The organism is Sphingomonas sp. 28-62-11 (genome assembly GCF_002278865.1).
GTDB lineage: Bacteria > Pseudomonadota > Alphaproteobacteria > Sphingomonadales > Sphingomonadaceae > Sphingomonas.
In genome coordinates this window covers 22,217-39,869 of record NZ_NCGB01000015.1, presented here as the reverse complement: position 1 = coordinate 39,869, position 17,653 = coordinate 22,217, and the positions used below count along the sequence as shown (strand labels likewise).

Below are 17,653 nucleotides of genomic sequence, written 5' to 3'. Positions count from 1 at the left end.
GCATGCCCGGGCCCGATGGCGTCCATAAGGCAGGATCACAGAAAATTATAGGGATCGACATCGACGGCGACACGTACTTTTGCGGGCCAGCCGAGCCCACCCAGCCAGGCGCGGATCACGTCCTGCACGTCGAGCGCGCGGCGGGCATGGACAAGCAGCCGGAAGCGGTGCCGCCCGCGCAGCATCGTCAGCGGCGCGGGTGCGGGGCCATAGACATACATGCCGTCGCATTCAGGCGCGGCCCGCTTGATCTCGCGCGCCACGTCTTCGGCGGCCTGGCGATCCTCCGACGATACGATAATCGCTGCATAGCGGCCAAACGGTGGCGCATCGGCCTCGCGCCTAGCCTCGGTTTCGGCGGCATAGAAGGCATCGGCATCGCCCTTCACCAGCGCCTGCATCACAGCGGCCTGCGGACTGTGCGTCTGGATGAAGACATGTCCGGGCTTGCGTTCACGCCCTGCGCGCCCTGCGACCTGGCTGATCTGCTGAAACGTCCGTTCCGCCGCGCGCAGATCACCCCCGCCAAGCCCCAGATCGGCATCGATCACGCCGACCAGCGTCAGATTGGGGAAATGATAGCCCTTGGTCACCAGCTGCGTGCCGATCACGATGTCGATATCGCCTGCTTCCATCCGCTGGACGAATTCGGCGGCTTTGGCGGGGGACCAGAGCGTATCGGACGTCACCACCGCGCGCTTGGCATCGGGCCAGTAGAACGCGACCTCGTCAGCGATGCGTTCCACCCCGGGCCCGCAGGCGACGAGTGTATCGGGGTTGCCGCATTCGGGGCATGCCTCGGGCACCTGCTCGACATGGCCGCAATGATGGCAGGCGAGGCGCCGGACGAGGCGGTGCTCAACCATCCAGGCGGTGCAATTGGGGCATTGGAAGCGGTGCCCGCAGGTGCGGCACAAGGTGAGTGGCGCATAGCCGCGTCGGTTGAGGAACAGCAGCACCTGCTCACCCCGCGCGCGGGTCTCATCGATGGCGCGGACCAGCCGGGGGGCGATCCAGCGACCGCGCTCGGGCGGTTCGGCGATCAGGTCGATCGCTTCGATCACTGGCATTTGCGCGGTGCCATAACGACCCGGCAGCTTCAGTTCGGCATAGCGGCCAAGCGCCACCTGATGCCGCGTCTCGATCGCCGGCGTGGCCGATGCCAGCACCACCGGGCAGCCCTCGAACTTGGCGCGCATCACCGCCACGTCACGGGCGTGGTAATGCACCCCGTCTTCCTGCTTGAAGCTCGTCTCATGCGCTTCATCGACGATGATCAGCCCCAGATCGGCATAGGGTAGGAACAGGGCGGAGCGTGCCCCCACCGTTACCAGCGCCTCGCCGCTCGCAATCGCGCGCCAGGCACGGCGGCGCTGCGACTGGCGCAGATCGGAATGCCAAGCCACCGGCGCGCATCCGAACCGCGCAGCAAAACGCGTCAGGAACGGCTCGGTCAGCGCGATTTCGGGGAGGAGCACCAGCGTCTGTCGCCCGGTGCGGATCGCAGCGGCGATCGCTTCGAAATAGACCTCGGTCTTGCCCGACCCGGTGACACCGTCGAGCAGGGTGGGGGCGAAGCGCCGGTCGGTCACCCCTGCCGACAGGGCAGCTGCGGCAGCCGCTTGATCGGCGGATAGCGCGGGCTGGGCGAAATCGGGCTCGGGCTCCGGATAGGGGCTGTCGATCGCGACCTCGACCGCTTCGATCGCGCCCGCCTTCACCAGACCACGAATCACCGCGTCGGTAACCCCAGCGGCCGCGGCAAGTTCGCGGATCAGACCCTGCCGTTCACCGATACGGTTGAGCGCCTGCGCGCGCTGCGGTGTCATGCGTGTTGGCATCTCACCCGTGGCGCGATACTCCGTCACCGTTCGTGCACCGTCTAGCGCCGAGGTGGAGGCTAGCGCCATCCGCAGCACCGACGCAGGCGGCGCGAGATAATAATCGGCGGTCCACTCGATCAAGCGGCGCAACGGCGCAGGTATGGGTGGGGCGCCGACCGTGGCGATCAGGTTGCGCAGCCGATTGTCGCCGACCTCGGCTTCCGACGGCATCCGCTCCGCTTCCCACACCACCCCGATAAGCTGGCGCGGACCGAGCGGTGCGACGACGATCGATCCGGGCGCAACGTCCATTCCCTGCGGCACACGGTAATCGAGCGGCCCGAGAGCAGAATTCATGATGATGACGCGGGCGCGGGAGTTCATCCTATCTTTATGGGGGCTCCGGCGCGCGCGGCAAAGCGGCTTGAACAACGTGTTACGACTGGCAATCGGGCTTCGGTGCCGTATATGGTGAAACATAGTGACGCTTCACGCCGCTTGTGAAAGATGATGCCGATGATCCACGCCCTGTTGTTCATGCTTCAAGTCGCGGCCACCGCATCACCCGCGCCGGTGCCATGCTCGGTAACGCCCTTGGCGTTGCCCGCCCCGCTCGCGGGTTGGGGGGAGCTGTCGTCAGCGCCCAATATCGGGAAGCGATTCACGGTGGCGGGCCATGAACGTTTGAAAGGGCTGACGGCGGCGGAAGCAGCACGCGGTGGTCGAGCGGCGACGTTGTTCATCACGGTTGCAAACCCCGGCAGCTACACGCTCGCGCTTGGCAATGCGGCTTGGATCGACGTCGCGTCGAGCGGCTCGACGCTCGTCTCGACCGGTCACGGTCACGGGCCTGCTTGTTCGGGTATTCGCAAGATGGTGACGTTCGATCTGTTGCCTGGTCGTTACGCGATGCGTTTGTCGGGAATGAAAACCGCGACAATTGAAATGGCGATACTGCCGAACTGACTTACCCGGATTGGGGCTGGTCCGGCGCGTCCGAATTTGCCATGAGCGCGTCACATTATCGGGGCCGCATCATCATGAAATTCTTTGTCGATACCGCAGATACTGCCGAAATCCGTGATCTCGCCGATTCGGGGCTGGTCGACGGGGTGACAACCAATCCGTCACTGATCGCCAAATCGGGGCGCAAATTTCTTGAGGTGGTCGAGGAGATTTGCGGGATCGTCGACGGCCCGGTTTCGGCCGAAGTCGTGGCACTAGATCATGCCGGGATGATGCGTGAGGCCGATATCCTGCGCAAGATCGCCGACAACGTAACGGTTAAGGTGCCACTGACGATCGACGGACTGAAGACCTGCAAGGCGCTGACCGATGATGGCACGATGGTGAACGTCACCTTGTGCTTTTCGGCTAATCAGGCACTGCTCGCGGCCAAGGCGGGCGCAACGTTCATCTCGCCCTTCGTGGGTCGTCTCGACGATATCGGCCTCGACGGGCTCGACCTGATCCGCGACATTCGGCTGATCTATGACAATTACGGCTTCGACACCGAAATCCTCGTCGCAAGCGTGCGCCACCCGGTCCACATCCTCGAAAGCGCACGCATCGGCGCCGATGTGATGACCGCACCGCCCGCCGTCATCCGCCAGCTCGTCAAGCACCCGTTAACCGACAAGGGCATCGAGGGCTTCATGGCCGATTGGGCGAAAAGCGGCCAGACGATCGGGTAACTTGAACAACCGTCATCCCGGAAGCCGATTTTCTTAAAATCTTGATTTGATCAGAAAATCGAGATGTCCGGGATCCACCGTGAGGTCGAAGTCTGGGGCCCGGTGGATCCCGGCTGCAAGGCTTTCGCGCCAAAAAAGAAGACATTTTTGGCGAACGCTTAACATCCGGGATGACGGATGGTCGGCATGTTGTGTGTCGAGCCCTGTCTAGCTGTGTATTCCGTACGGCTGCCACTCGCCCTCCCCAAAGCCGGGCGAGAGCGCTAGACGGGGCGCTATGGCCAATTCTGAGCCCCTTGCGCAGGCCTATGCCGATCATCTGCGCCGCGACCGGCGGCGATCGGTGCATACGGTGCGCGCCTATCGGGCGACCGCCGATCGGTTGATCGCCTTTCTGGGCGAGCATTGGGGAAGCCAGGTCGATCCTGCCGCGCTGGCACGTGTCTCGACCGCCGATCTCCGCGCATTTCTCGCGCTGCGCCGGGGCGAGGGGCTCACCAATGCCTCGGCCGCGCGAGAACTTTCCGCAGTGCGGGGTTTCCTGAAATTCGCTAGCGCGGGCGGCGTGGCCCCCACCCTGAAAGGGCCGCGCGTCAAGAAGGGCGTACCGCGCCCGATTTCCCCTTACGAGGCTGTCGCGCTGGCTGGTGACGTAGCGGACAGCGCCGCCGAACCCTGGATCGCCGCGCGCGACTGGGCGGTGCTGCTGCTGCTCTATGGCGCGGGCTTGCGGATCGGCGAGGCGGTGGGGCTGACGGGGGCGATCCTGCCGCTGGGGGAGGCAATGTCGGTCACGGGCAAGCGCGAAAAGACCCGCATCGTCCCGTTGCTGCCGCCAGTCCGCGCCGGAATAGAGGATTATGTGCGCCTTACCCCCTGGCCGATCGAGCGCACCCAGCCACTATTTCGCGGTGCAAAGGGTGGGCCGCTCTCCCCCGCCATCATCCGCCGCGCCGTGCAGGCGGCGCGCTCCCGGCTCGGCCTGTCAGAACGCACCACCCCCCACGCGCTGCGCCATTCGTTTGCGACCCACCTGCTGGGTCGCGGCGCTGATCTGCGGTCGCTGCAGGAACTGTTGGGGCACGCCAGTTTAAGCTCGACGCAGATCTACACCCAGGTCGATGCGGCGCATCTGCTCGACGTGTATCGCAACGCGCACCCGCGGGCCTAGCGACTCGCTCGCCACATCACCACACGCCACGCATAGGCGATCACCGCCAGTACCAGCAGTGCTGTCGCGGCTGGCCCCAGATACCGGTCGAGATCGTGGAAGCGTGTGCCGAGCCAATAGCCCGCGCCCACCAGCACCGCGTTCCAGATCGTGATCCCGGCGGTCGACCACAGCAGGAACCGCCCGCGCGGCATCCGCGCCAGTCCGGCGGGGATCGACACGACCGTCCGCCCGATCGGCATGAAGCGGAAGATGAACACCACCCACTGGCCGTGTTTCACGAAAAAGCGCTGCAACTTTTCGACATCGCGCCATTCCACGGTCAACCAGCGGCCATAGCGATCGATGAACGGGCGGAACCGCTCATGCCCCAGCCGGTAGCCGATCTCATACCAGAAGACATTGCCGAGCAAGCTGCCGATCGTCCCGGCAATCATCAGCGGCACGATGTTCATCCGTCCCTGTGCGACTGCAATCCCGCCCAACCCCATCACCACTTCAGACGGCACCGGCGGGATGACGTTTTCGAGCACCATCAGCAGGAAAATGCCCAGATAGCCGGCAGTCTGGATCAAGTTGAGGAAGAATTCGGTCATTCCGCGCGATCCGGGGCAGCGGGCATTATGCCGCTGCGACCTTCGCCTCGATCGCGTCCCAGATCATGCCCGCCACATCAGTGCCGTCAAACGCTTCGATGGCGACGATGCCCGTGGGGGAGGTGACGTTGATCTCGGTCAGCCATTTGCCGCCGATCACGTCGATGCCGACGAACAACAGCCCGCGCTTTTTGAGTTCCGGCCCAAGGACCGCGCAAATCTCATGTTCTTCGGGCGTCAGCTCGGTTTTCACCGCCGAACCGCCGACCGCGAGGTTCGATCGGATTTCGCCTTCACCTGGCAGCCGGTTGATCGCGCCCGCCACCACCCCGTCGACCAGCACGATCCTTTTGTCGCCCTTCGCCACGTCCGGCAGGAATGCCTGCACCATATGCGGCTCACGCCAGGCGGTGTTGAAGACCTCGATCAGTGCTGAGAGGTTCGCGCCGTCAGCCCCCACTTTGAAGATTGCTTTGCCGCCATTGCCGTGGAGCGGCTTGATGACGATCTCGCCGTGCTGGGCAAGGAACTTGCGCGCCTCATTAAGGCTGCGGGTGACCAGCGTCGGCGGCATGAACCGCGCATAATCGAGCACGAACACTTTTTCGGGCGCATTGCGGACATTAGCGGGGTCGTTGACGACCAAAGTGCGGTGCGCAATCCGCTCCAACAGGTGCGTCGCGGTGATATAGCCGAGGTCGAACGGTGGGTCCTGCCGCATCAGCACGACATCGGTTTGCTCGCCCAGATCGAGCCGGGTCGCGTCGCCAAAGCTGAAGTGATTGCCCTCCTGGCGCTGGACGGTCACCGGGTGCGCATGCGTCCAGACATGGCCGTCGGCGTAGTTCAGGTCCTCTGCGGTGTAGTGAAACAGCCGGTGCCCGCGCTTCTGCCCCGCCAGCATCAGCGCAAAGGTCGAATCGCCCGCGATGTTGATGGTGTCGAGCGGGTCCATCTGGACGGCAACGGTAAGCGACATGAGATCAGCCTTTAACAGCCCGAACGGGAAGGGGTCGTTGCCCGTCATCTAGGCGTCCGGCCTTCGGAAGTCACCCGATCCACGCATTTTCGATGTGGCGCGGGCGACTACCCGGCGCGATCAGGATCACGTCGATGCGGATGTCCTCCCCGGCGGTGGCATAGACGGGCATCAAGATTCCCGCCGCCGCGGCAACGCGGGCCAATCGCCGCTCGTCGATCGCGTAATCGAGTTCGGCAGCGGTGGCGCGTACTTTGACCTCGACAAAAGCGATTAGCGCGCCGCGTTTCGCTACCAGATCCACTTCGCCCGCCGGGGTGCGCACGCGCTGGTCAAGGATTCGCCACCCTTTCAAGCGCAGGTACCAGGCCGCCATCCGCTCGCCGCGCCGTCCGCGTGCTTCGGCGGCCTTGCGTTCGGCGGTCACCCCTTGAGTTCCAGCGCCCGCGTGTAGAGCATCTTGCGATCGAGCCCGAGCTTCTTGGCAACTTCGCTCGCTGCCTGCCCCGTCGACAGGCGGGTCAGCGCTTCGAACAATGCGGCATCGGCATCGGCGGCGCTCGCAACTTCGGGCGGGCCGGGGGGCGCGACGACGACGACGATCTCGCCCTTGGGCGGAGCATCGGCATAGAGCGCGGCGAGGGTTGAGAGAGTACCCGTCACCGCTTCCTCGAAATGTTTCGTAATCTCACGCGTCACCGCTGCATCGCGGTCGCCCAGCCCCTCGGCGAGCGCCGCGAGCAGCGCGCCCAGTCGTGGCCCCGATTCATAGATCACCAGCGTGGCGCGAACCGCAGCAATCTCTGCAATCACCTCGGCTCGGGCATGCTGTTTGGGGGGCAGGAAACCGAGATAAAGGAACCGATCTGTCGGCAGGCCCGCCAGGGTGAGAGCGGCAATGGCCGCGCAGGGTCCGGGAACGGTGACGACATTATGCCCCGCCGCCCGCGCATCACGGACCAGCTTATAGCCCGGATCGGAGATCAGCGGCGTGCCCGCATCGGACACCAGGGCGACGGCCTCGCTCGCCATGCGTGCAACCAATCCCGGCCTTACCTGTTCGGCATTGTGGTCGTGATAAGGGGTCATTGGGCGCTTGATGCCGATATGGTTGAGCAGCTTCCCCGTAACGCGACTGTCTTCAACCGCGATTATCGCCGCATTCGCCAGAACATGGGCGGCACGCGGTGATAGATCACCGAGATTGCCGATTGGGGTGGCAACGATATAGAGACCAGGCAAGAGTTCAGCGTTCATCGGGGATCGTCATGGCAGAGGCCGACAGCAAACTGCAACTGGGCAAACCGCAACGGCTGGCCGCGTTGTTTCGCAAATTCACCCTTGCGGCAGGCGGTGCGCTTGCGCTTGCCGGGTGCCAGACGATGGTGCCACGTGGGCCTGCGCAGCCCGTCAACCGCCCAGCGGCAACCCGCCCGGTTCCGGTTCAGCAGCCGCGTGTCGACGCTGGCATCCCGCAGGATGTCGCCCGCCAGCGGGTCGCGTTGCTCGTGCCGCTCAGCGGCGGCAATGCCGGGGTCGGCCTGTCGATTGCCAATGCGACCCAACTCGCGGTGCTCGATACTAAGAACGAGCGCATTCGCATCACCAATTACGATACCAATACAGGCGCAGCAGCTGCGGCGCGGCGGGCGATTGCCGATGGCAACAAGCTGATCCTGGGGCCGTTGCTCGCTGATGACGTGCGAGCGGTCGCGCCGATTGCCCGGGCGGCAGGTGTTCCGCTGATCGCCTTTTCGAATGACACGAGCGTGGCCGGTAACGGCACTTATGTGATGGGCTATGCACCGGGCGATTCGATTGCCCGTGTCGTCAATTTCGCACGCGGGCGCGGGATGACGAGCTTTGCCGGGCTGGTGCCGAACGGCCTTTATGGTGAACGCGCGTCGACCGCGTTGTTGCGCGCGGTGGAAGGCGCTGGCGGGCAGGTTGTCACGCTGCAAACCTATGATCGCGCACCCGGATCGATCAGTGCGGCGATCACCCGGATGGCGAAGAATTCGCCCTATCAGGCGGTCCTGATTGCCGATAGCGGCGCCACGGCGGCGGTTGCGGTGCCAATCTTGCGCAAAAATGGCGCAGCGGCAGCGCAGGTCCTCGGCACCGATTTGTGGAACACCGAAAGCGCGATCACCAGTTCACCGTCATTGACCGGTGCGTGGTTCGCCAGTGTATCCGACAATCTCTATCGCCAATATGCCGTGAAGTACCGCGCCCGGTTCGGCACCGCCCCCTACCGCCTGTCGAGCCTCGGCTATGATGCGGTGCTGCTGACGGTGCGGATCATGCGTGACTGGGCGATTGGCGCGCCATTCCCGGCGGATCGGCTCGATGATCGCGGCGGGTTTGCCGGGATCGATGGCGCGTTCCGCTTCGGCCGCGACGGCGTGGCCGAACGGGCGCTGGAGGTCCAGGAAATCCGCCCGGGCACGACGACCACGATATCGCCCGCGCCCACGGGGTTTGCGAAATAGGTTAACCGATCAACGTCGCGATAACGGCGTTGAGAACCGGCATGCCGGCATCGGTAGCGCGAAGGCGGGTGCCTTCGCGTACGATCAGCCCTTCGGCTTCCAGCAACCGCGCGGCCCGCTGATCGACCACGTCGTCAATCGCGGATTGTCCAAGTGCGGCAATGCGCACCAGGTCGACGCCTTCGCGCAGCCGCAAGCCCATCAGCATCGCCTCGGTCAGGCGCATCTCAGGCGCGAGCGGCGCTTCGCTTTCTGCGCCGTGACCGTTGCGAGTGAGCGCGTTCATCCAGTTTTCGGGTTTTTTGTGGCGCACCGTCGCCACCCCACCACGCCGTCCGTGCGCGCCGGGGCCGATGCCGACATAATCGGTGTAACGCCAATAAGTGAGGTTATGGCGGCTCTCGGCGCCGGAGCGGGCGTGGTTGGAGATTTCATACGCGGGTAACCCCGCCGCGCTCGTCAGCGCGCGAGTGGCCTCGAACAGATCTGCCCCGAAATCGGCTTCGGGGATCACCAATCGCCCCGCCGCCGCATCGGTGGCAAAGCGCGTACCCGGCTCGATCGTGAGCTGATAGAGCGACAGATGCTCGGTGCCGAAGCCGATCGCGCGGGCAAGCTCGGCCTCCCACGCGGCGATCGTCTGGTCGGGGCGGGCATAAATCAGGTCAAAGCTGACGCGCGCGAAGTTGGCTTGGGCAGTATCAAGCGCGGCCAGCCCCTCAGACACGCCATGCGCGCGGCCGAGAAATTTGAGTGTCGCGTCGTCAAGCGCCTGCAGCCCCAGCGAAACCCGGTTCACCCCCGCCGCTGCCAGATCGGCAAATCGCGCTGCCTCGACCGATGATGGGTTCGCTTCCAGCGTAATCTCAATGTCCGGCGCAAAGCCCCAGGCCTGCTCGGCAGCGGTGATGATCGCGCCTACGGTTTCGGGCGGCATGAGCGACGGTGTGCCCCCGCCGAAGAAGATCGATCCGAGCGGCGCGGCCTGCGTCAGTGCTGCCTCATACGCCAGATCGGCGAGCAACGCCGCGCGCCACGCATCCTGATCTACCGTTTCGCGGACATGGCTGTTGAAGTCGCAATAGGGGCATTTCGAAACGCAGAACGGCCAGTGGACGTAAAGCGCAAGCGGCGTCACGTCGGTCAAAACACCGCCGCGACCAGTTTGGCGAACGCCCGCGACCGATGATTGCTCGCCTGTTTTTCCGCAAAGCTCATTTCGGCGAAGGTCCGCGTTTCGCCCTCCGGCACAAACACCGGATCATAGCCGAACCCCATCTCGCCGCACGGCGGCCAGATGAGGTGGCCGTTGATTCGCCCTTCGAACCATTCGACATGACCGTCGGGCCACGCCAGCGCGAGCATCGACACAAATTGCGCCGACCGGCTGGCATCGGGGCCAAGCGCCAAGAGCTTTTGCTCGACCTTGCCCATCGCCATCATCCAGTCGCGCGTGCCGTCCGCCGTTTCGGCCCAGTTGGCGGTGTAGACCCCCGGATCGCCGCCCAGCGCCTCGACGCACAGTCCGCTATCGTCGGCGAGAGCGGGCAGGCCCGACAGATCCGCCGCTGACATCGCCTTCAGCTCGGCATTGGCCATAAAGGTGGTGCCGGTTTCCTCGGGTTCGGGCAGGTCGAGCTCGGCTGCCGACACAGTTTCGATGCCGTACGGCGCGAGCAGATCGGCAATCTCGCGCACCTTGCCCGCATTATGCGTGGCGATCACCAGCTTGCCCTTGCCGAGCTTGCGAATCGCCTGGGGGGCGACATCGCTCACCGCGCGACGGCTTTCGCTTGTGCCGCGAAAATATCGGTGCAGCCGATGCGGGCGAGGCGGAGCAGGCGGAGGAGGCCTTCCTCGTCATAGGTCGCGCCCTCGGCCGTCGCCTGTGCTTCGGCGATGTTGCCATTTTCGAGCAGCACGAAATTGGCGTCGGCATCGGCGTTCGAATCCTCGTCGTAATCAAGGTCGAGCACTGGCGTGCCCTGATAGATCCCGCAGCTGATTGCAGCGACCTTCTGGCTCAGCGGATCGGCGGCCAGCTTGCCTTCTGCCATCAGCCCATCAATCGCCAGACGCAGCGCGACCCACGCGCCGGAAATCGATGCGGTGCGGGTGCCGCCATCGGCCTGGATCACATCGCAATCGAGCACGATCTGCCGCTCGCCGAGCAGCTTCATGTCGGTCACCGACCGGAGTGAGCGGCCGATGAGGCGCTGGATTTCCTGGGTGCGGCCAGATTGCTTGCCCTTCGCGGCCTCGCGGTTGCCGCGGGTGTGGGTGGCGCGGGGCAGCATGCCATATTCTGCCGTCACCCAACCTTCGCCCTTGCCGCGCAGAAACGGTGGCACGCGTTCTTCTACGGATGCCGTCACCAGCACCTTGGTGTCGCCGAAGCCGATCAGCACGGAACCTTCGGCATGCTTAGTGAAACGCGGTTCGATGCTGATCGTACGCATCTGATCGGGGGCGCGGCCTGATGGGCGCATGGGGTGTTCTCCTGGAAATGGTTCGGGCCGCCTTAGTCGATTGGGTGGTTGGTGCAACGGCTCTCCGCGCGGACATAATCCCGGCAAGCGTTCACATCCTTCCATGCCTTGCCGCCGCCCCGCCGAACACATAGCTATGCAGTCATGAACCCACCCATTCTCGAACTGAACGACCGCGCCCGTGATGTGTTTCGGACGGTGGTGGAAAGCTATATCGATTCGGGCACGCCGATCGGATCGCGCACCATCTCCAAACTGTCCGGGTTGAACCTGTCAGCCGCATCGATCCGCAACGTCATGCAGGACCTGGAAGAGCTCGGCCTGCTCGCAGCACCCCACACCAGCGCCGGCCGGATGCCGACCGATAGCGGGTTGCGGCTGTTCGTCGACGGGATGATGCAGGCGATGGAGCCAAGCGCCGAAGAACGCGCGGCGATCGAATCGCGCGTCACTCAGGCCGGCCCGGTCGAGGAGGCGATCGCAGCCACCACCGCTGCGCTTTCCGGCCTATCCGCCTGTGCGGGGCTGGTGTTTGTGCCCAAGCGGGAGATCGTGCTGCGTCAGGTGGGCTTCGTGCCGCTCTCCGCCAATCAGGCGCTGGCAGTGCTGGTGGCGGAGGATGGCTCGGTCGAGAATCGCGTCGTCGATCTGCCCCTGGGCGTGACCCCGTCATCGCTGACCGAGGCCGGCAATTACATGACGGCAATGCTGGCGGGCATGACGCTGAGCGAGGCACGCGCCATGATGGACCGCGAGATCGCCGCCGAACGCGCCGCGCTCGATGGGGCGGCGCGCGCGCTGGTCGAGCAGGGCCTCGTTGTGTGGAGCGAGGACAGCGGCCGCCGCCCGGTGCTGATTGTGCGCGGGCAGGGGCGGCTGATCGATGCCGCCGCCGCCGCCGATCTCGATCGGATCAGGGATTTGCTCGATGATCTTGAAGGCAAGCAGGAGATTGCCCAACTTCTGGATAGCGCGCGTGAAGGGGATGCGACGCGGATCTTTATCGGTGCGGAAAACAAGCTTTTCGCGCTGTCGGGATCTTCCGTTATCGCCCGGCCGTTTCACGGCGCAGACGGCCGCGTGGTTGGCGTGGTCGGCGTGATCGGGCCGACACGGTTGAACTATGCGCGGGTTGTGCCAATGGTTGATTTTACCGCCACGACACTGGCGCGGCTGATGTCGTGACGAATAACGGGACAAAATAGAACGTGATGACCGAAGACGAGAATATCGAGTCGACCGAAAAGGTCGCGGACGAGCAGGACAACACGGCACCGTTCGAACTGGGCGAGGCCGAGCTACTGGCAGAACGCGTGGCTGTGCTGGAAGCGGAGCTTGCCGAGGCGAAAGCTGCGGTGCTCTATGCCCACGCCGAGGCGCAGAATGTGCGCCGCCGCAGCGAGAAGGAAGCAATCGACGCGCGCGCCTATGCGGTGACCGCGTTTGCCCGCGACATCTTGTCGGTGGCGGACAATCTGTCGCGCGGGCTTTCGGCGATGCCGGAGGAACTGCGCGCGGACGACAAGATGAAGGGGCTGGTCGCCGGGCTGGAAGCGACAGGCCGCGAGCTCGAAGCGATTTTCGCGCGCAACGGCATCCAGAAGATCGAGGCACTGGGCGAAACGCTCGATCCCAATCGCCATCAGGCGATGATGGAAATGCCGAGCGATGCGCCCCCCGGCACGATCGTGCAGGAAATGCAGGCAGGCTACATGATCCGCGATCGTTTGCTTCGCCCGGCACTGGTGGCGGTGGCGAAAAAGCCGGAGTGATCCTTTGATTGACGCAATATCTTCGATAGCTTCGAGTCTCGCGTCCGCGACGGTGCTCACCAAGGCTGTGCTGGGGATGAAGGTCGATCAGGAAGTCATAACTAAGGTTTCGGCGCTCCAGTCAGAGATTATGACCGCTCAATCCGCCGCATTGACATCACTGGCCGAACGAGCTGCGCTAATGGCGCGCGTTGATGAGCTAGAAAAGGCACTAAAGCTGAGCCAATCATGGGATGATCAGGTTGCTCGATATCGAATGATTGAGTGTCAGACTGGCGCTCACATATACTTGCTTCGCGAAGAATTTGTCGGTGAAGAACCTAGCCATCGTCTTTGCCCTAATTGTTTTCTTGAGCGGCGAAAATCTATCCTTCAAACAAGAAACAAGATTCGCGGTGGAGAGGTTGTAGGTTGCCCTAAATGTGGCCTTCAGCTTGAGTTAGTGAAATCCCAACCGCGACCGGCAGTTTCCACGACTACTCTCAGTGGTTGGTAGGGCGCTGATAGTGAACCCCAATCTCACCGCCGATCGCGCTACTTTCGTTACGCATCTCGAATGCTCGATGACGGGGGAGCGCTATGAGGCTGACCAGCTTCACGGCCTGTCGCGGGTAGGGCGGCCGTTGCTGGTGCGTTATGATCTTGCCGCCATTCGCGCGGCCATCCCGCGTGCGCTGATCGACGCGCGACCGACCGATATGTGGCGATGGCGCGAGCTGCTGCCGGTGCGGCATACTGCCAATGTCGTCAGCCTGGGTGAGATCGAGACGCCGCTGGTGCCGGTGCCTGCCTCTGGTGGCGCGAACACCTGGGTGAAGGAAGAGGGACGACTGCCGACGGGGTCGTTCAAGGCGCGCGGGTTGGTGATGGCGGTCAGCATGGCCAAGGAACTGGGCGTTAAGCGGATCGCGATGCCGACCAACGGCAATGCCGGTGCCGCGCTCGCCGCCTACGCCACGCGCTGCGGGATCGAGACGATCGTCTTCTGTCCTGAGGATACGCCCGAGATCAATGTCCGCGAAATCGCGCTGCAGGGTGCCCGCGTTTACCGCGTGAACGGCTTGATTGACGATTGCGGGGCGATTGTGGGGAAAGGCGCGGCCGAGGGGCGCTGGTTCGATTTCTCGACTTTGAAGGAGCCGTATCGGATCGAGGGCAAGAAGACGATGGGGCTGGAGCTTGCCGCGCAGTTCGGCTGGACCCTGCCCGATGCGATCTTCTACCCTACTGGTGGGGGCACCGGGCTGATCGGCATGTGGAAGGCGTTTGACGAGCTGGAAAAGCTCGGCTGGATCGGCCCGAAACGGCCCAAGATGTTTGCGGTGCAGGCAAGCGGTTGCGCCCCTATCGTCAAGGCGTTCGACGATGGTGTCGAGCATGCCGATCGCTGGGAAGGCGCCCACACGATCGCCAGCGGCATCCGCGTGCCGCGCGCGGTCGGCGATTTCCTGATTTTGCGGGCGGTGCGCGAAAGCGGCGGTATCGCGATGGCGGTTGATGACGATCTGATCGAACAGGCGGTCGATTTCTGCGCACGCGAGGATGGGCTGCTGCTCTGCCCCGAAGGCGGCGCGACGCTCGCGGCGTACCGGCTCGCGCTGAAACGGGGGCTGGTGAGTACGGAGGACAAGGTGGTGCTGTTCAACTGCGCTACAGGGCTGAAATACCCGATGCCAGCCGCGGATAACGCGATCGACAAGGACGAGCCGATCGATTTCGACGCCCTCTAGGCGTTACATCCCCGCCGCGAGAAACTGATCGCGCAGATTCCGCAACACCCGGCCCGATACCGGGTCGAGTTCGCGCGGCTTTTTGCCGGTGCGCAACCGGTCACGGTCTTTCTTCGATGGCTCCACTCGCTGTACGCGCACCCGGGCCAGCCCCTGAGCCCGCACCCCCAGCAATTCCGCCGCACCGCGCGACAGATCAATGATGCGCTTGGAGGCGCCGAACGGCCCGCGATCGTTGATCCGCACGAGGATGCGCCGCCCGGTATCGAGCGCGGTTACCTCGGCATAAGTGGGCAGCGGCAGCGTGCGATGCGCGGCGGTGATCCATTCGGGGCGGAACCGTTCGCCACTCGCGGTCACGTTGCCACTTTCGCTGCCATACCAGCTGGCATAGCCGAGCATGTCGTAGCCGGGGTCAGCTTCCGGCACATAGGTTTTGCCGCGTACGGCATAGGGCTTGCCGATCTTGACCGGCGTGTCGCTGACCGGGCGGACATTGCCGCCAGCGCAGGCCGATAGCAGCAACGCAAGCGTGCCGATTGCCGCCAATCCTGATCCTCGCGCGCTCATCATCCGCGCGATGCTAAAGCGAAACGCGGTAATTGGGAATCGCTTCAAATCACCTGCGCACGGTTTTCGTCGCGGTGCTTCTTCAGATATTTCATGAACGGGGTGCCACCCGTGCCGACATCGGGATCATTGCCCGCCGCATTCGATGCCTGTTTGTTGATATAGCTGGCGGCATATTCCAGATGACGGCTGCGGAACCGCGCGACCTGTTCGACGCACGCATTGAAGGCGTCCTTCAGCGACTTGCCCTGGGTCTTTGCGAAGTCGCGCAGGTGGCTGGCGGCCTGCATATCCTCGATAAAGGCGCGGTGCTGGCGGGGGCGATAGTGATGGAGTTCGGCCAGAAACGCGCGCAGTTCATCATCGGTGTGGGTCACCTGGAATAGCGCATCCATCGATGGCACGATCGAGCTTTGTGACCCGGTCTGCCCCCGCAAGGCCTGCGGCTTGCCGTCGAAGCGCGCGACGCCTTCGTAGATAAGTCCGTCGGGCATTGCCGGGTTGTTCTTCCAGCCGTTGATGTAGGGGCGGACGCGGTTGAAATAGATATACGGATCGCACTTCTCGACCATCCGGTCGAAGATCGCGTTTATCTCATCCCACACGCCATTCATCTCGATCAGCAGCTTTTCGGTCGTCGCGGCATCGCCAGCATCGCTTGCGCGCACCAGATCGACGCCAAGCGCCAGCGCGCGGCCTGCCACCGCCTCGATCGCGACATGCACCAGCACGAACCAATTCTCGTCCTGCCCTCCCGCGAAATGCTGGTCCATCACCAGATTTTCAAGCGCGATCGGCCCGGTCTTGTCGAGCCGGTACCAGTTATCGAGCACATAGCCGGCATAGTTCATCACCGGCGGAAACCCGATCGCGTCGGACAGCGCGACGAAGGGCAAAGCCAGGTTTGCGGGAAGTAAAGTGATGGGGGTCGGCTCGCCCCAGACATAGGCCTGAACGAGGAAGGAATAGCGCACCATTGCCACCCCAATCGCGGCGGTATCGCCGGTTTCGATCAGCGCGCCGTAATTCGGGATCGGGAGCGCGCCCAGCCACCGCCGGACTTGCCCGGTGCTGACCAGCCCTGAGAGGATCGCGGCGGCATCATCCACTTCGGCGAAATCGTCGGGCAGCAGCACTTCATCGATTTCGGTGGCAGACAGAAACCCCCGCTCAGGTGACAGGCCGTAATGGCGCAGGTCATGCATGCCGCTGATCCTTTAAAACCGGTTTCATTTGATACAAGCTTAGGCGCTGTGCGGGGTCGGCGCCAGCCGGGGCGTTACCCAAATGGCAGGATGCTCTCATATTGCGCGAGCGGCGGAGCGCCCGGCAGTGCTGCGCCATGCCGAAGTAGAAAAGCGTGGCGGACGATTTCGGCCTGTTGCTCAATGCCATAGCGCTTCAGCGGCAGGCCCGGTTTGATGGCATAGCTGTACCGGCAAAAGGGGTGACGCGCGATCGGCAGAAATATACCCTGCTGGTGCTGCCACACATGCGTCATTTCATGGATGAACAGCCCCTGCGCGTCGCGCCGACCCGCGGCGAAATCATCGCAATAATGGCAGCCATTGGGGTGAAAATGCAGGTGGCCGCGCGGCGCCATTACCGTATCGCGCGGCTGGAAAAAGGCCCATTTGCGCTGGATAATCCGCACCGGCGCATAATCGATTGCGGTGCCGAAAACGCTTTTTGCGAGTTCGATTTCTCCGGCAGTCAGCGGCCTGCCGGGGCGCTCGGCCATCGCTCAGGCCTTTGGAGCGGGATCGCCGGGGCCGATGACCGGCGCGTCATATTCGATCCTCAGATTGTTCGCGAACGTGAAGATCAATTTCATCTTGCCGCCCGGCTTCACGCTCGGGTTGATCGTGAACAGCATCACATGTTTGCCGCCGGGCGCAAACGCGATCTTGGCTTTGGCGGGTACCGGGACGGTCTTGACCGGCGCCATCGATGCCATCGATCCGCTCATCATGCTTTCGTGCAGTTCGGTCTTGATCACGGTCGGCGCCGTGACGCTCAGCAACCGATTGTCGGTATCACCGCCATGGACGGTGAAATAGGCGACACCGGGGTTGCCCTTCACGGCGGGCAGGCGGACATAGCCCTTGTCGACATAGAGTTGCGCGGGCTGCCCGCAGGCGCTGAGCGCCAACGCCGCGATCGCCAAAGTCACCGTCATTCGCATCGTAATTCTCCCATCCTGGGATAGCGCAGCAGGATTTCGCGGCACTTCTAGAAAAGTCGCAATCTTGCGGCAAGCAAAAGCCCCCCTATATCGCCTGCAACGATACGGCGGAGCAGGGCGCTTTGCCGTAAGGGCATTAATCACACTGGTAG

The 17,653-nt window shown here is 63.7% G+C and carries 19 protein-coding genes; 7 read left to right on the top strand and 12 right to left on the bottom strand.

The window, feature by feature from the left end; all coding sequences use genetic code 11:
- Window positions 1-35: 35 nt before the first annotated feature.
- Window positions 36-2,207: a primosomal protein N' gene (locus B7Y49_RS06635; RefSeq protein WP_374126788.1), complete on the bottom strand. Its 2,172-nt coding sequence runs from the start codon at window positions 2,205-2,207 to the stop codon at window positions 36-38.
- Between the two features lie 132 nt (window positions 2,208-2,339).
- Between B7Y49_RS06635 and B7Y49_RS06630 the strand changes: the two genes are divergently transcribed.
- The 3 genes from B7Y49_RS06630 (at window position 2,340) to B7Y49_RS06620 (ending at window position 4,688) form a co-directional block, all read left to right on the top strand.
- Complete coding sequence (locus tag B7Y49_RS06630) at window positions 2,340-2,789, top strand: hypothetical protein (RefSeq protein WP_374126787.1); 450 nt, start codon at window positions 2,340-2,342, stop codon at window positions 2,787-2,789.
- A 74-nt stretch (window positions 2,790-2,863) separates the two neighbouring features.
- Window positions 2,864-3,517: a transaldolase family protein gene (gene fsa, locus B7Y49_RS06625; protein ID WP_374126786.1), complete on the top strand. Its 654-nt coding sequence runs from the start codon at window positions 2,864-2,866 to the stop codon at window positions 3,515-3,517.
- 277 nt (window positions 3,518-3,794) lie between these two features.
- Window positions 3,795-4,688 carry a tyrosine recombinase XerC gene (locus B7Y49_RS06620; RefSeq protein WP_374126785.1) on the top strand — a complete coding sequence of 298 codons (894 nt, stop codon included), beginning with the start codon at window positions 3,795-3,797 and terminating at the stop codon, window positions 4,686-4,688.
- Here the strand turns inward: B7Y49_RS06620 and B7Y49_RS06615 are convergent.
- The 4 genes from B7Y49_RS06615 to rsmI form a co-directional block, all read right to left on the bottom strand.
- Window positions 4,685-5,284, bottom strand: coding sequence for a DedA family protein (locus B7Y49_RS06615; RefSeq protein ID WP_374126784.1), 600 nt, complete (start codon window positions 5,282-5,284; stop codon window positions 4,685-4,687). The genes B7Y49_RS06620 and B7Y49_RS06615 overlap by 4 nt on opposite strands.
- Window positions 5,285-5,309: 25 nt before the next feature.
- A complete protein-coding gene (gene gshB, locus B7Y49_RS06610; RefSeq protein ID WP_374126819.1) occupies window positions 5,310-6,263 on the bottom strand; it encodes a glutathione synthase in 954 nt (317 codons plus the stop codon).
- A 70-nt stretch (window positions 6,264-6,333) separates the two neighbouring features.
- Window positions 6,334-6,639, bottom strand: a complete 306-nt coding sequence (locus B7Y49_RS06605; protein WP_374126818.1) for a YraN family protein — start codon at window positions 6,637-6,639, stop codon at window positions 6,334-6,336.
- Between the two features lie 47 nt (window positions 6,640-6,686).
- Window positions 6,687-7,520, bottom strand: coding sequence for a ribosomal RNA small subunit methyltransferase I (gene rsmI / locus B7Y49_RS06600; RefSeq protein WP_374126783.1), 834 nt, complete (start codon window positions 7,518-7,520; stop codon window positions 6,687-6,689).
- A gap of 11 nt (window positions 7,521-7,531) precedes the next feature.
- Between rsmI and B7Y49_RS06595 the strand changes: the two genes are divergently transcribed.
- A complete protein-coding gene (locus B7Y49_RS06595) occupies window positions 7,532-8,755 on the top strand; it encodes a penicillin-binding protein activator (RefSeq protein WP_374126782.1) in 1,224 nt (407 codons plus the stop codon).
- Window position 8,756: 1 nt separating this feature from the next.
- Here the strand turns inward: B7Y49_RS06595 and hemW are convergent, their stop codons facing one another.
- From hemW to rph, 3 genes are read right to left on the bottom strand one after another with little or no spacing between them, the layout of a single operon-like run.
- On the bottom strand, window positions 8,757-9,902 hold the full coding sequence (gene hemW / locus B7Y49_RS06590) for a coproporphyrinogen-III oxidase family protein (RefSeq protein WP_374126781.1): 1,146 nt from the start codon (window positions 9,900-9,902) through the stop codon (window positions 8,757-8,759).
- Window positions 9,899-10,531 (bottom strand): non-canonical purine NTP pyrophosphatase, encoded by a 633-nt coding sequence (gene rdgB / locus B7Y49_RS06585; RefSeq protein ID WP_374126780.1) that lies wholly within the window; start codon window positions 10,529-10,531, stop codon window positions 9,899-9,901. The genes hemW and rdgB overlap by 4 nt, the downstream gene beginning before the upstream one ends.
- Window positions 10,528-11,244: a ribonuclease PH gene (rph, locus tag B7Y49_RS06580; RefSeq protein ID WP_374126779.1), complete on the bottom strand. Its 717-nt coding sequence runs from the start codon at window positions 11,242-11,244 to the stop codon at window positions 10,528-10,530. The genes rdgB and rph overlap by 4 nt, the downstream gene beginning before the upstream one ends.
- Before the next feature lie 144 nt (window positions 11,245-11,388).
- Here rph and hrcA point away from each other — a divergent pair, with 144 nt between their 5' ends.
- From hrcA to B7Y49_RS06565, 3 genes are all read left to right on the top strand, one after another.
- A complete protein-coding gene (gene hrcA / locus B7Y49_RS06575; protein ID WP_374126778.1) occupies window positions 11,389-12,429 on the top strand; it encodes a heat-inducible transcriptional repressor HrcA in 1,041 nt (346 codons plus the stop codon).
- A gap of 26 nt (window positions 12,430-12,455) precedes the next feature.
- The gene (locus B7Y49_RS06570; RefSeq protein ID WP_374126777.1) at window positions 12,456-13,016 is read left to right on the top strand and encodes a nucleotide exchange factor GrpE; all 561 of its coding nucleotides are present in this window, start codon (window positions 12,456-12,458) and stop codon (window positions 13,014-13,016) included.
- A 506-nt stretch (window positions 13,017-13,522) separates the two neighbouring features.
- Window positions 13,523-14,746: a threonine synthase gene (locus tag B7Y49_RS06565; protein WP_374126776.1), complete on the top strand. Its 1,224-nt coding sequence runs from the start codon at window positions 13,523-13,525 to the stop codon at window positions 14,744-14,746.
- A gap of 3 nt (window positions 14,747-14,749) precedes the next feature.
- Here B7Y49_RS06565 and B7Y49_RS06560 read toward each other — a convergent pair whose 3' ends face one another.
- From B7Y49_RS06560 to B7Y49_RS06545, 4 genes are all read right to left on the bottom strand, one after another.
- The gene (locus B7Y49_RS06560) at window positions 14,750-15,319 is read right to left on the bottom strand and encodes a septal ring lytic transglycosylase RlpA family protein (RefSeq protein WP_374126775.1); all 570 of its coding nucleotides are present in this window, start codon (window positions 15,317-15,319) and stop codon (window positions 14,750-14,752) included.
- A 41-nt stretch (window positions 15,320-15,360) separates the two neighbouring features.
- Entirely contained in the window at window positions 15,361-16,521 is a 1,161-nt protein-coding gene (locus B7Y49_RS06555; protein ID WP_374126774.1) for an indoleamine 2,3-dioxygenase, read from the bottom strand.
- 74 nt (window positions 16,522-16,595) lie between these two features.
- Window positions 16,596-17,057: a vgr related protein gene (locus tag B7Y49_RS06550; RefSeq protein WP_374126773.1), complete on the bottom strand. Its 462-nt coding sequence runs from the start codon at window positions 17,055-17,057 to the stop codon at window positions 16,596-16,598.
- Between the two features lie 3 nt (window positions 17,058-17,060).
- Window positions 17,061-17,495 carry a copper chaperone PCu(A)C gene (locus tag B7Y49_RS06545; RefSeq protein WP_374126772.1) on the bottom strand — a complete coding sequence of 145 codons (435 nt, stop codon included), beginning with the start codon at window positions 17,493-17,495 and terminating at the stop codon, window positions 17,061-17,063.
- Window positions 17,496-17,653: the final 158 nt, after the last annotated feature.